12 protein-coding genes are annotated in these 12845 nt (G+C 69.1%); 3 read left to right on the top strand and 9 right to left on the bottom strand.

All coding sequences use genetic code 11. From position 1 onward, the window contains the following. Positions 1-63 precede the first annotated feature (63 nt). The 3 genes from SLW52_RS10165 to SLW52_RS10175 all read left to right on the top strand — a co-directional run bounded on the left by SLW52_RS10165 (position 64) and on the right by SLW52_RS10175 (position 3344). A complete protein-coding gene (locus SLW52_RS10165; protein WP_010341927.1) occupies positions 64-519 on the top strand; it encodes a nucleoside deaminase in 456 nt (151 codons plus the stop codon). Positions 520-725: 206 nt separating this feature from the next. Beyond that, entirely contained in the window at positions 726-1913 is a 1188-nt protein-coding gene (locus tag SLW52_RS10170) for a heparan-alpha-glucosaminide N-acetyltransferase domain-containing protein (RefSeq protein WP_320740221.1), read from the top strand. 66 nt (positions 1914-1979) lie between these two features. Beyond that, positions 1980-3344 (top strand): DUF2252 family protein, encoded by a 1365-nt coding sequence (locus SLW52_RS10175; protein ID WP_320740220.1) that lies wholly within the window; start codon positions 1980-1982, stop codon positions 3342-3344. 720 nt (positions 3345-4064) lie between these two features. Here the strand turns inward: SLW52_RS10175 and hslU are convergent. From hslU to SLW52_RS10220, 9 genes are all read right to left on the bottom strand, one after another. Then, the gene (hslU, locus tag SLW52_RS10180) at positions 4065-5429 is read right to left on the bottom strand and encodes an ATP-dependent protease ATPase subunit HslU (RefSeq protein WP_152180727.1); all 1365 of its coding nucleotides are present in this window, start codon (positions 5427-5429) and stop codon (positions 4065-4067) included. A gap of 113 nt (positions 5430-5542) precedes the next feature. After that, complete coding sequence (gene hslV, locus SLW52_RS10185) at positions 5543-6094, bottom strand: ATP-dependent protease subunit HslV (protein ID WP_295970963.1); 552 nt, start codon at positions 6092-6094, stop codon at positions 5543-5545. A 48-nt stretch (positions 6095-6142) separates the two neighbouring features. Further along, positions 6143-6352, bottom strand: coding sequence for a DUF3079 domain-containing protein (locus tag SLW52_RS10190; protein ID WP_267084156.1), 210 nt, complete (start codon positions 6350-6352; stop codon positions 6143-6145). A 109-nt stretch (positions 6353-6461) separates the two neighbouring features. After that, the gene (gene xerC / locus SLW52_RS10195; RefSeq protein WP_267084227.1) at positions 6462-7376 is read right to left on the bottom strand and encodes a tyrosine recombinase XerC; all 915 of its coding nucleotides are present in this window, start codon (positions 7374-7376) and stop codon (positions 6462-6464) included. A 92-nt stretch (positions 7377-7468) separates the two neighbouring features. Further along, positions 7469-8134, bottom strand: a complete 666-nt coding sequence (locus tag SLW52_RS10200; RefSeq protein ID WP_267084157.1) for a DUF484 family protein — start codon at positions 8132-8134, stop codon at positions 7469-7471. Next, positions 8131-8988 (bottom strand): diaminopimelate epimerase, encoded by an 858-nt coding sequence (gene dapF, locus SLW52_RS10205; RefSeq protein ID WP_295944906.1) that lies wholly within the window; start codon positions 8986-8988, stop codon positions 8131-8133. The genes SLW52_RS10200 and dapF overlap by 4 nt, the downstream gene beginning before the upstream one ends. After that, positions 8981-9232: a lipoprotein gene (locus tag SLW52_RS10210; protein WP_017914634.1), complete on the bottom strand. Its 252-nt coding sequence runs from the start codon at positions 9230-9232 to the stop codon at positions 8981-8983. Before SLW52_RS10210 ends, dapF begins: the two co-directional genes overlap by 8 nt. 61 nt (positions 9233-9293) lie before the next feature. Continuing rightward, positions 9294-9674 carry a YbaN family protein gene (locus SLW52_RS10215; RefSeq protein ID WP_267092840.1) on the bottom strand — a complete coding sequence of 127 codons (381 nt, stop codon included), beginning with the start codon at positions 9672-9674 and terminating at the stop codon, positions 9294-9296. An 819-nt stretch (positions 9675-10493) separates the two neighbouring features. Next, positions 10494-12584, bottom strand: a complete 2091-nt coding sequence (locus SLW52_RS10220) for a S9 family peptidase (RefSeq protein ID WP_320740219.1) — start codon at positions 12582-12584, stop codon at positions 10494-10496. Positions 12585-12845 lie beyond the last annotated feature (261 nt).

The raw sequence follows: 12845 nt of genomic DNA on the forward strand, positions 1-12845 counted from the left end.
GATGACAGCCGCCGGCTGCCTGCGCCAGACTGCCGGCCGACTCCCTTTCCCCCGGGCCATCCCATGCTGACCACCCCCGACTACCGCGCCCTGCTCGACACCGCCATCGCCGAAGCCCGCCAGGGCCTGGCCGAGGGCGGCATCCCGATCGGCGCCGCCCTGTACCACCGCGACGGCCGCCTGCTCGGCTGCGGCCACAACCGCCGCGTGCAGGAAGGCGACCCGTCCGTGCATGGCGAGACCGACGCCTTCCGCAAGGCCGGGCGCCAGCGCCGTTACAAGGACACCATCATGGTCACCACCCTGGCGCCGTGCTGGTACTGCAGCGGCCTGGTGCGGCAGTTCAACATCGGCACCGTGGTGGTCGGCGAATCGGTGACCTTCCAGGGCGGCATCGACTGGCTGCGCGAGAGCGGCGTGGAGGTCATCGACCTGCACAGCCAGGAGTGCATCGACCTGCTCGGCGGCTTCATCGCCGCGCACCCGGACGTGTGGAACGAGGACATCGGCGAGGACTGAGCGTCCCGCCGACGCGCCCACGGGCCGACACCAGGCCATGCCGAGCGACGCCGACCTGGCGCGCCGGCTTGCCCCGCCCGAGCCTCGCCGCCGCCGCGCCAGCACCACGGCGCGGCCAAGCCTGAGTACCCCAGCGCCAGCAGCGGCGGGAAGGGCTCTACCGCCCGAGTGTTATATTGTTTCAAAATTAACACTGATCGCACCGCATGCCGTCTGTTGCCCTCGTTTCGCCCGCCTCCCTCGCCGTTCCCGCGACGCCCGCCGCGCGACTGGCCCCGATCGACCTGCTGCGCGGCACGGTGATGCTGCTGATGCTGCTCGACCACGTGCGCGAGACCTTCTACCTGCACCACCCGGTCGGCGACCCGATGGAGGTGGAGGGCACGGCGCCGGCGCTGTTCGTCGCGCGCACCCTCGCCCACCTGTGCGCGCCGGTGTTCGTGTTCCTCACCGGCCTGTCGGCCTGGCTGTATGCGTCCCGGCAGGCCGACGGGCGCGCGGCCGCCGCCCGCTTCCTGCTCAAGCGCGGCCTGTTCCTGATCGCGCTGGAGCTGACCCTGGTCAACCTGGCCTGGAGCGGCGCCTTCCCGCCGCAGGCGCTGTACCTGCAGGTGATCTGGGCGATCGGCCTGAGCATGCTCGCCCTGGCCGCACTGCTGTGGCTGCCGCGGCCGGCGCTGGCCCTGCTCGGCGCGGCGCTGGTCGCCGGCCACCACCTGCTGGACGATGTGCAGGTGCAGGGCGACGGCCCGCTCGCGGCGGTCTGGGCGGTGCTGCACGACCGGCGCTGGCTGGAGTTGGGCGAGCTGCGCCTGCGCACCTCCTACCCGGTGCTGCCGTGGATCGGGGTGATCGCGCTCGGCTACGCCGCCGGCCCCTGGTACGGCGCCGCCGCCGAGCCGGCGCAGCGCCAGCAGCGCCTGCTGGCCTGGGGGCTGGGCGCGCTGGCCGGCTTCCACCTGCTGCGTTGGCACAACGGCTACGGCGATGCGCCCTGGCAGGCGCAGGACGACCTCGCGCATACCGCGATGAGCTTCTTCAACGTCACCAAGTACCCGCCGTCGCTGCAGTTCCTGCTGCTGACCTTGGGCGTAGGCCTGCTGTTGCTGCGCCTGTACGAGCACCCCGCCGTGGCCCGTACCCTGGCGCCGCTGGCGACGATCGGCGCGGCGCCGATGTTCTTCTACCTGCTGCACCTGTACGTGCTGAAGCTCGGCTACCTGGCCGCGCTGGCGCTGTGGGGCACCAACCAGGGCGACCTGTTCGGCGTGGACAGCGTGGCCGCGCTGTGGGCGATCGCCGCCTTGCTGGGCCTGGCCCTGTACTGGCCCACCGCCGCGTTCGCGCGGCTGAAGGCGCGGCGCCGCGACCTTGGCTGGCTGCGCTACTTCTAGGTTCATCCGCGTGCAATGCAGGCGTGGTCGACTGCCGGTTCCCTCGTCCGCGCCTGGAGACCTGCGATGTCCACCCGCCTGCCGCAGTTGCTGCTGATCGGCCTGACCCTCGCCGCCTGCGCCGGATGCGCGACTGCGGCGAGCAAGCGCGACGCCTGGGTGGTGCAGCAGATCCATGACTACAACCATCCCTACGCCGCGCAGCGCGCCGAGTTGGATACCAAGATGGCGACCATGGCCACCGGCGCCTACGCCTTCTACCGCGGCACCGACCACATTTTCTACCAGGACATGAAAACCCTGCCGGGCTCGCTGTGGACCTCGCCGCAGACCGGCTACACCTGGCTCGGCGGCGACACCCACCTCGGCAACTTCGATGCGGCGCGCGACAGCAGCGGCAAGGCGGTGTTCAAAGTCGCCGACTTCGACGAAGGCCACCTCGGCCAGTACGTGTGGGACCTGCGCCGGCTCGCCGCGAGCATGGTCCTGGCCGGGCGCGACAACGGCCTGTCCGACAGCGACATCGGCGACGCCATCGACATCATGGTCGGCGCCTACCTGGACAAGATCGCCGATTTCCGCGGCAGCGACGCCGAAGAAAGCTTCCAGCTGAGCAAGCGCAACACCAGCGGCGCGGTGGCCAAGATCATCGACAGCGCCGACGGCAAGAGCCGCAGCAGCCTGCTGTCCAAGTACACGGTGGTCAACGGCGGCAAGCGCCAGTTCCAGAACCTGGACAACCTGGTCGCGGTGGACGCCGGCACCGCCTCGGCGGTGGCCGCGGCGATGAACGGCTACATCGGCTCGATCGCCGCGTCCAAGCGCTATGCCGCCAGCTACTACAGCATCAAGGACGTGCGCCAGAAGCTGGGCTCGGGCACCGGCAGCCTCGGCCGCCTGCGTCTGTACGTGCTGATCGAAGGCCCGAGCGCGTCGACCAGCGACGACGTGATCCTGGAGTGGAAGCAGGAAGCGGCCAGCGTGGTCGCCGTGGCCGCGCCGTCGCAGATGCCGGCCTCCACCTACGACAACAACGAGGGCGCGCGGGTGACGCGTACCGCCAAGGCGCAGACCATCGACGCCGACGTGCTGGTCGGCTACGCCAGCGTCGACGGCACCCCGTTCTACGTGCACGAGAAATCCCCGTTCCAGCAGGACCTGGACCCGACCGCGCTGGACAGCGCCGGCAAGCTCGCCACCGCCGCCACCTACCTGGGTCAGGCCCTGGCCTCGGCGCATGCGCTGGCCGACCAGGACTACGACCCGAACGTGGTGCCCTACAGCATCGACAAGCAGATCGACCAGGCGGCCAGCAGCAAGAGCGGGCTGAAATCGGAACTGCGCCAGTTCGCGTTCGACTACGCCGCGCAGGTGCAACTGGACTGGCAGTCGTTCGTGGCTGCGTACAAGGCGGGCACGCCACTGTATTGAACGCGGCGGGGGTGGCCGGGATCGCCCACGCCGTCTTGGCGCTGCGGGAAACATACCCCGGCCTGCGGCACGCTCTCCTGTCGGAGCGATTCTCGTCCCCTTTTGTGGGATCCCAGTCGCGACGAGGCCTTACCGGCAAGTCCCGTCACGACGGAAGTCGCTCCTTGTATTTGGACATGGAGCCCTGATGGCGTTATGTCTACGGTTCTTCTTTTCGTCCGACACGCAAATCTCAAGCGAAAGCAAAGGCTTTCGCCCATACGGGCGAGTTACTTTTCTTTGCTCGCGCAAAGAAAAGGTAACCAAAAGAAAGCGCGCCCTGCCTCGCGCCCTCCGCGCTAACGCGCTCCGGGTCCGCGTCCATCACGGGGATCCGCGGAAGGGGCATCCTGCCCCTGCCGCGGACGGCGCACATCCCTGTGCGCCGCCCTTCGGGTTTTTCCCCGCGATGGCCGCCGCTTCGGAAGGGAACCCAGTAAGTCAAAAGCAAGGGCAAGGGCAAGGGCAAGGGCAAGAGCCAAAGCCAAGCGACCGCGACTCCCACAGGGACTCGTGGTGATCGCTGTCCGGGCGCGATGTGGGAGGGACCTTCGTCCCCTTTTGTGGGATCAGGCACGACGGCTTCCGAGGCCAGATCGTCCGCCTACGCAGTTCGTCGTGGTTGCATGACAGTTGACTTCCACAAAGGGGAACGCATCGCGGGCGTGCGTCGACCCGGAATTACAGGATGTACCGGCTCAGATCCGGGTCCTGCACCAGTTCGCCCAGGTGCGCATCGACATAGGCCGCGTCCACGGTGACGCTCTGCCCGTCGCGGTCCGGGGCTTCGTAGCTCAGCGTGTCGAGCAGGCGCTCGAGCACGGTGTGCAGGCGCCGCGCGCCGATGTTCTCCTGGCGCTCGTTGACCAGGAACGCGATCTCCGCCAGGCGCGCGATGGCCTCGTCGGTGAAGCGCAGGCTCACGCCCTCGGTCAGCAACAGCGCTTCGTACTGCTTGGTCAGCGCCGCCTTCGGCTCGGTGAGGATGCGGATGAAGTCGTCCTTCGACAGCGCCGACAGTTCCACGCGGATCGGGAAGCGGCCCTGCAGCTCCGGGATCAGGTCGCTGGGCTTGGCGAGGTGGAACGCGCCGGAGGCGATGAACAGGATGTGGTCGGTCTTGACCGTGCCGTACTTGGTGCTGACGTTGGAACCTTCCACCAGCGGCAGCAGATCGCGCTGCACGCCTTCGCGCGAGACGTCGCCGCCGGTGGCGCCGGCCTCGCTGCGCTTGGCCACCTTGTCGATCTCGTCGATGAACACGATGCCGTGCTGTTCGCAGGCCTCGATCGCCGCGGCGCGCACATCGTCCTCGTTGACCAGCTTGCCCGCCTCTTCCTCGATCAGCAGCGGCCGCGCGGCCTTGATGGTCAGCTTGCGCGACTGCGACTTGCCGCCACCGAGGTTGGAGAACATCTGCCGCAACTGCTGGCCCATTTCCTCCATGCCCGGCGGGGTCATGATGTCCATGCTGACGTTGACCGCGACATCCAGTTCGATCTCGCGCTCGTCCAGTTCGCCGGCACGCAGCATGCGCCGGAACTTGCTGCGGGTGTCGCTGTCCTGCGCCGAGGGCTCGTTGCGTGCGGCTTCCGGATCGAAGCCGATGCCGGCGCTGCGCCGCGGCAGCAGCGCATCGAGGATGCGGTCTTCGGCGCGCTCCTCGGCCTGCGTGCGCACGCGGGTCTTGGCCTGCTCGCGGTACAGCTTGACCGCGGTGTCGGCCAGGTCGCGCACGATCTGCTCCACATCCTTGCCGACGTAGCCGACCTCGGTGAAGCGCGTGGCCTCGACCTTGACGAACGGCGCATTGGCCAGCGTCGCCAGGCGCCGCGCGATCTCGGTCTTGCCGACGCCGGTGGGGCCGATCATCAGGATGTTCTTCGGCATCACTTCGTTGCGCAGCGCATCGGGCAACTGCATGCGCCGCCAGCGGTTGCGCAGCGCGATCGCCACCGCGCGCTTGGCCTCGTGCTGGCCGACGATGTGGCGGTCCAACTCCTGCACGATCTCGCGCGGGGTCATGGTGCTATGGGTATCGGTCATGGTCGGGAAATCGAAGAGGGAATCGGGAATGGAGAATCGGGAATGGGAAAGCAGGCGTCATCGGTGACGGAGACGGGAACCGCTGTTGCGATTCCCCAGTCCCCATTCCCGATTCACAGCTCTTCCACCACCACGTTGCGATTGGTGTAGATGCAGATGTCGCCGGCGATGTTCAGCGCTTCGACGGCGATGGTGCGCGCGTCCAGCGTGGTGTGGCCGAGCAGCGCGCGCGCCGCAGACAAGGCGTAGGAACCACCGGAGCCGATGGCGATGATGCCGTCCTCCGGTTCGATCACATCGCCGGTGCCGCTGATGATCAGCGAGGTTTCCTCGTCGGCGACCGCCAGCAGCGCCTCGAGCTTGCCGAGGCGGCGCTCGGTGCGCCAATCCTTGGCCAGTTCCACCGCGGCGCGGGTCAGCTGGCCGTGCTTCTCCAGCTTGGCCTCGAACAGTTCGAACAGGGTGAACGCATCGGCGGCGGCGCCGGCGAAGCCGGCCAGCACCTGGCCCTCGCGGCCGAGCCGGCGCACCTTGCGCGCATTGCCCTTCATCACGGTGTGGCCCAGGGTCACCTGGCCATCGCCGGCCACGGCGACGCGACCATCGCGGCGCACCGACAGGATCGTGGTGGCGTGGAAAACATTGGGGTTCTGACTGGGATCCATGCGGCCTCCGGAGCGATGACTCAGGTGTGGGGGCTGGCGGCGCGCGGTTCAAGCGTCGCCGAGCCGGGCATGCGCCGGCCGTGCCGGATCGGCAGCGATACCCCACGCGACGTACCAGTCCTCGCCCTGGGTTTCGATCGGATGCAGGGTGCGCCCGGCGCCGTTGCCGCAAGCCAGGTCGTGTGCCGCGCAATCGCGATCGCAGCCCCAGCACAGCCGTTCGGCGCGGCGCGGCGCCAACGGAAAGGGGTTGGCCATCGGTGAGCCCTCGCAACGTGGGAGGACAGTGTCCTCCCGCCTTTGCCGACTCGCCTTGATCCAGAACAAGCGCGGGTGCGATGGCAACCGTGCGGTCGCAATGCAGCGCTCAGGACTTGCGCTTGGCCCGCGGGTGCGATGCGTCGTAGACCTTGGCCAGGTGCTGGAAGTCCAGATGCGTGTAGATCTGCGTGGTGGCGATGTCGGCATGGCCGAGCAGTTCCTGCACGCCGCGCAGGTCGCCGGAGGATTCCAGGATGTGGCTGGCGAAACTGTGCCGCAGCATGTGCGGATGCACGTGCTTGAACAGGCCCTGGCGCCCGGCCAGTTGCTTGATGCGGATCTGCACCGCGCGCGCGCCGATCGGCGCCCCGCCACGGCCCGGGAACACCGGCGCGGCAGCCTCGCCCCGGCTTTCCTCGCGCCACGCCAGCAACGCGGCGCGCGCGTGCGAGCCGACCGGCACCAGCCGCTGCTTGTTGCCCTTGCCCAGCACACTGACCATGCCGGCGACGAAATCCAGATCGCGCCAGCGCAGCGCGCACAGTTCGCTCAGGCGCAGGCCGGAGGAATAGAACAACTCCAGCAGCGCGCGGTCGCGCAGGCCCAGCGGCGCATCGGTCGGCACTTCGACCAGGCGCACCGCCTCGTCGGCGTCGAGCACCTGCGGCAGCTTGCGCGGCGCCTTCGGCGCGCGCAGTGCCGCGGCCGGGCTGGTGGCGATGTGGCCGTGCTTGAGCAGCCACGCATAGAAACTGCGGCACGCCGACAGGCGCCGCTGCAGGCTCTTGGGCGACAGCCCGCGACGGTGCTCGGCGGCGATGAAATTGCGCAGTTGCGCGGCATCCAGCGCGGCCGGTTCGCCAAGCAGGTTGGCGGCCGCCCACGCCTCCAGCGCCGCCAGGTCGCGGCGGTACGCGTCCAGGGTATGCGCGGACATGCGCCGCTCGACCTGCAGGTAGGCGAGGAACCGGGACGCGGGACCCGGGACCCGGGACCCGGGAGACGCGGCCTCGCTCGCGATGCCAGCAGTGCCCTGCCCGGCCTGATGATCGGCAGCGCCGGTTCCGGCGCTGTCCCGGGTCCCGGGTCCCGGATCCCGAGTCCCGGCCCCACTCATCGCTGCAACGCCACCGCCAGCGCCTCGCCCATCATGCGCAGGAACAAGGTGCCCATGCCGGGATAGAACCGGTTCGGGTCGCGGCTGCCGACCGCGATCAGGCCCAGGCCGGGCAGCGGCAGCAGCGCGGTGGATTGCACTTCGTCCACGCGCTCGCCGTACAGCAGCGCCTGCTTTTCCGGTTGCAGGCGGCCGCAGATCGGCTCGCCGTCCTTCAGGCAATCGCGGAACGGCGCCAGCCGCGGATCGTCGACCGCCAGCACCTGCAGCCACGGCGCCTGTTCCAGGCCGGGCAAGGGCTGCAGCAGCACGATGCTGACCAGGTCGCCCTGGAAATCCTCCTGCAGCGACGCGGCCATCGCGCGCACGCTGTCGGCGGCGCTGCGCTGGCGCATCAGCGCCAGGGTCAACTGATGGGTGCGCACCGCCAGCCGCTCGTTGACCTGCGCGTTGGCGGCCAGGTCGGCCAGCCGCCGCGACAGTTCGCGGTTCTTGTCGCGCAGCACTTCCAGCTGGTAGCTGGCCAGCGACGCGGTGGGACCGTCGTCGCGCGGTACCACCAGGGTCAGCGCCAGATCGGGAAACTGTTTGAGGAAGCCGGGATGGCGCCGCAGCCACGCCGCCACCTCGTGCGCACCGATCTTGTCCTGGCTGTCGCTCATCGGATCCATTCTCCATCGAAGACGAACGTCGCCGGCCCGGACATCACCACCGATGCGGTGTCTTCCGGCCATTGCACGCGCAGTTCGCCGCCCGGCAGGCTGACGCGCACGTCGCGCTCCACCCGGCCGCGCTGCATCATCACCGCGGCCGCCGCGCAGGCGCCGCTGCCGCAGGCCAGGGTCTCGCCGACGCCGCGCTCGTACACGCGCAGGCGCAGGTGGCCGCGGTCGATCACCTGCACGAAGCCGACGTTGACCGAATCCGGGAACGAGGCGTGCTGCTGCAGCAACGGACCCAGGCGTTCCACCGGTGCCGCATCGACCAGGCCCACTTCCAGCACCGCGTGCGGGTTGCCCATCGACACCGCGCCGAAGCGCACGCTGCCGCCCTGCAGCGGCAGCACGTATTCGTCGCGCGCACGCGGGAAGCCGACCAGCGGCACGTCCTCCGGCGCGAAGCGCGGCACGCCCATCGCCACGGCGAATTCGCCGCTGGCGCTGCGGGTGATGTGGTGACTGCCGGCGGGGCTTTCGATGACGAAATCGTCCGCGGCCGGCGCAATGCCGTCGCGCACCAGCCAGGCCGCGACGCAGCGCGCGCCGTTGCCGCATTGCCCGGCGGCGCTGCCGTCGGTGTTCCAGATGCGGTAGCTGGCGACCGCCGCGGCGTCGCGCGGCGGTTCGATGGTCAGGATCTGATCGCACCCGACGCCGAAGTGGCGGTCGGCCAGGCGCACCGCCAGTGCGGCGTCCGGCGGCGGGGTGCCGTCGCGCAGGTCGAGCACCACGAAATCGTTGCCCGCGCCCTGCATCTTGCTGAAACGCAGGCGCGCGTCGTGGCGGGCCTCACTCATTCCCATTGGTGGGCATGGTGGTGTCGTTGGCCGGCGGGCGCTGCCCGTCCACCGGCTGCGCCTGCCCGGCGGGATCGGTGGTCGCCGGCGGCGTCGCATCCGGCGCGGGCGTGGCGGGCGCGGCTTCCACCGGCACCGGCTTCTGCGGCATCACCAGCGGACCCTTGTTGCCGCAACCGGCCAGGGCCAGCAACGCAGCGGCGGAGAGAACGAGACGGATCGGAGAAGAGGACGATGTGCTCATGCGCCGAGTATAGCCACACCGGCATGAACCGGCTGTGCCGCGGTCGCGTGACGCGGCGCGCTCACGCCTGCGGCGGTTCCGGCCGCCACCACAGCCATAGCGCCACCGCGCTCATGCAGCCGATCGCCAGCACCTGCACCCACAGCCGGTGCACGAACAGCAGCAGCACCAGCGCGCACGCGGCCATGGTCAGCGTCGCCATCCACTTGCCGCGGCGGCTGACCGCGCCATGCCGTTCCCAGTCGCGGATGCTGCGGCCGAAACGCGGATCGCGCAGCAGACGCCGGCGCAGCCGCGGCGAACCGCGCGCGGCGGCGTAAGCGGCGATCAGCACGAACACCGTGGTCGGCAAGCCCGGCACGAAGATGCCGACGATGCCGGTCGCCAGGCTGGCATAGGCCAGCAGCCACCAGGCCCAGCGGAAACGGGAGTGCGTGCGCATGGCGGCATGATAAGCCTGCGCTGGCACGGGCAGGTGGCGACCGTCTGTCGACGCAACCGAGGTAGCCGTGCGGCAGCGGCTATGGGAGCCGCTTCGGCCGCGATGGAAGAAGCCACCGGTGCGTCCGACTCTTTGCAGTCGGGACCCAAGTCCCTCCCACAAGGCATTGCCAAGCCGTCAGCGCTGCTGCATGGCATGGCGCAAAGGCCATCGACCCTTCAGGTCCGACTCGGCCGCCATGCTCACTGTGGGAGCGGCTTCAGCCGCGACGCGTGAAGCCACTGGTGCGTCTGATCTGATTGCAGTCGGGACTGAAGTCCCTCCCACAGGAGCGACCACGCCGCCAGCGCGACTGCCGGCTCTCGCGCGGTGATTCCGCCCACGTGGGAGCGGCTTCAGCCGCGACGCGCGAAGCCACTGGTGCGTCTGATCTGATTGCAGTCGGGACTGAAGTCCCTCCCACAGGAGTGATCGCGCCGCCAGCGCGACTGCCGGCTCTCGCGCGGTGATCAAGCGTTCCGCCCACCGCAGGAGCGGCTTCAGCCGCGACGAGCGAAGCCTTCGGCTTGTCCGACCTTGGCGCAGTCGGGACTGAAGCCCTCCCACAAGGCATTGCCAAGCCGTCAACGCTGCTGCATGGCATGGCGCATCAGCGATCGACCCTTCAGCCGCCATGCTCACTGTGGGAGCGGCTTCAGCCGCGACGCGTGAAGCCACGGGCCATCCGCCATCCAACCAAACATCGGGATGGGCCGGCCTCACGCCAGCCGCCCCACCTGCGCATCGGCCAGCCCGCAGGCCGGCCGATGCGTGCGGCCCTCACTTGGCCGGCTGCTCCACGCCCAACTGGTCCAGCATGAAGGCATAGGACTCGGCCATTTCGCGGTAGCGACGGAAGCGGCCGGACTTGCCGCCGTGGCCGGCTTCCATGTTGACGCGGAACACGATCGGCTGGCTGCCGGTGTCGTTCTCGCGCAACTTGGCCACCCACTTGGCCGGTTCCCAGTACTGCACCTGCGAGTCCCACAGGCCGGTGCCGACGTACATCGCCGGGTAGGCCTGGCGGCTGACGTTGTCGTAGGGCGAGTAGCTGAGCATGTAGTCGTAGTACGCCTTCTGCTCGGGATTGCCCCACTCGTCGTACTCGTTGGTGGTCAGCGGGATGCTCGGGTCGAGCATGGTGGTGACCACGTCCACGAACGGCACCTGCGCCACCAGCACGCGGTAGTCCTTGGGCGCCATGTTCGCCACCGCGCCCATCAGCAGACCGCCGGCGCTGCCGCCAGCCGCGGCGACGCGATCCGGTGCCGCATAGCCCTGCTGCACCAGCCCGCGGGTGACGTCGATGAAGTCGTTGAAGGTGTTCTTCTTGTGCAGCAGCTTGCCCTGGTCGTACCAGTCGCGGCCCATTTCCTGGCCGCCGCGGATGTGCGCGATGGCGTAGACCACGCCACGGTCGAGCAGGCTCACCACCGGCAGGTTGAACGCCGGATCGGTGGACATGCCGTAGCTGCCGTAGGCGTACTGGTACAGCGCGGCGCTGCCGTCCTTCTTGAAGCCCTTCTTGTAGACCAGCGACACCGGCACCTTGACCCCGTCGCGCGCGGTCACCCAGACGCGTTCGGTCTGGTACTTGCTGGCGTCGTAGCCGATCACCGGCTGCTGCTTGAGCAGCCTGCGCTCGCCGGTGCGGGTGTTGAGTTCGTAGGTGGTGGCCGGGGTGGTCAGCGAGGTGTAGCTGTAGCGCAGCCACGGCGTGTCCGGTTCGGCATTGATCGACAGGCCCATCGAGTACGCCGGCTCGTCGGCCTTGACGTATTCCTCCTTGCCGTCGGCGAAGTGCAGGCGGATCCGCTCCAGGCCGTCGGAGCGCTCGGCGATGGCGGTGAAGCCGTCGAACAGTTCGAAGCCGTCGATGAACACCTTTTCGTCGTAGGGCAGCCAGCTCTGCCACTGGTCGCGCGAGGTGGCGCCGTCGGGCGCGGTCATCAGCGCGTAGTTCTTGGCCTTCCAGTTGGTGCGGATCACCCAGCGGCCGTCGAAATGATCGGCGTGGTACTCGACGTCGCGCTCGCGCGGCGCCAGCACGGTGAAGCGCTGCGGATCGGCGGCCGGCGCGTAGCGCTGCTCGGAGGACACGGTGCTTTCGACGCCGATGACGATGTACTTGTCGTCGCGGGTGCGGCCCACGCCCATGTAGAAGCTGTCGTCCTTCTCCTCGTACACCAGCGCGTCCTGCGCGGCGGGCGTGCCGAGCACGTGCTTCTTGACCCGCACCGTCAGCAGCGTCTCCGGGTCGTTCTCGACGTAGAACAGGGTCTTGTTGTCGTCGGCCCACACCACGTCCGGCGACACGCCGGGGATACGGTCGGCATAGACCTCGCCGGTGTCCAGGTTCTTGAAGCGCACCACGTACTGGCGGCGGCCGACGTCGTCCTCGGTCCAGGCGAGAATGCGGTTGTCCTGACTGACCGCCGCGTCGCCGACGCTGAAATAGCCCTTGCCGGCGGCCATGGCGTTGACATCGAGCAGGATCTCCTCCGGTGCCTCCATGCTGCCCTTGCGGCGCGCCTGGATCGGGTAGTCCTTGCCGCTCTCGTAGCGGGTGTAATACCAGTAGCCGCGCTCGCGGTACGGCACGCTGCTGTCGTCCTGCTTGATGCGTCCGACGATCTCCTCGTACAGCCGGTCTTCCAGCGGCTGCAGCGGCTTCAGCACCTGGTCCGCGTAGGCGTTCTCGGCATTGAGATAGGCCAGCATCTGCGGGTTCTTGCGCGCGTCGTCGCGCAGCCAGTAGTAGGCGTCCTGGCGAACGGCGCCGAACGGCGCCTTGACCGCGTGCGGCTGCTTGGCCGGATGCGGCGGGGTGGCCGCGGCGGCGGAGGCGGAGGAAGCGAAGGAGGCGGTCATGAGCAGGACAAGGCTCGCTAGCAAGGGGCGGTGAGGCATCTAATGGGGCTCCGGCGGCGGTAACGCAACGGGACGCGCCGCCTTGGCCGGGCGGCGGCAGCGGGCGGGCGCCGCGCAGTGCCGGCCGAGTCTCCCTGCAACGCTGCGCCGTGGCAAGCGTGCCGAGGCAGTGCAGCCTGCGACGCAGGGCAATCGGCGAGCCGTGGCCAGCGAAGCCGAATGGCGCCGCATCGCACCGCACACGACCGATCACCAGGAAAG

Source organism: Xanthomonas sp. LF02-5 (genome assembly GCF_034105325.1).
In the GTDB taxonomy this organism is placed as follows: domain Bacteria; phylum Pseudomonadota; class Gammaproteobacteria; order Xanthomonadales; family Xanthomonadaceae; genus Xanthomonas_A; species Xanthomonas_A sontii.

Bases quoted from the DNA above. Each gene is read 5' to 3' on its own strand.
- SLW52_RS10220 (WP_320740219.1), bottom strand. From the start codon at position 12,584: ATGACCGCCTCCTTCGCTTCCTCCGCCTCCGCCGCCGCGGCCACCCCG.
- SLW52_RS10200 (WP_267084157.1), bottom strand. From the start codon at position 8,134: ATGAGCGACAGCCAGGACAAGATCGGTGCGCACGAGGTGGCGGCGTGG.
- SLW52_RS10190 (WP_267084156.1), bottom strand. From the start codon at position 6,352: ATGGCCAACCCCTTTCCGTTGGCGCCGCGCCGCGCCGAACGGCTGTGC.
- SLW52_RS10165 (WP_010341927.1), top strand. From the start codon at position 64: ATGCTGACCACCCCCGACTACCGCGCCCTGCTCGACACCGCCATCGCC.
- hslV (WP_295970963.1), bottom strand. From the start codon at position 6,094: ATGGATCCCAGTCAGAACCCCAATGTTTTCCACGCCACCACGATCCTG.
- SLW52_RS10215 (WP_267092840.1), bottom strand. From the start codon at position 9,674: ATGCGCACGCACTCCCGTTTCCGCTGGGCCTGGTGGCTGCTGGCCTAT.
- SLW52_RS10170 (WP_320740221.1), top strand. From the start codon at position 726: ATGCCGTCTGTTGCCCTCGTTTCGCCCGCCTCCCTCGCCGTTCCCGCG.
- SLW52_RS10210 (WP_017914634.1), bottom strand. From the start codon at position 9,232: ATGAGCACATCGTCCTCTTCTCCGATCCGTCTCGTTCTCTCCGCCGCT.
- dapF (WP_295944906.1), bottom strand. From the start codon at position 8,988: ATGAGTGAGGCCCGCCACGACGCGCGCCTGCGTTTCAGCAAGATGCAG.
- hslU (WP_152180727.1), bottom strand. From the start codon at position 5,429: ATGACCGATACCCATAGCACCATGACCCCGCGCGAGATCGTGCAGGAG.
- SLW52_RS10175 (WP_320740220.1), top strand. From the start codon at position 1,980: ATGTCCACCCGCCTGCCGCAGTTGCTGCTGATCGGCCTGACCCTCGCC.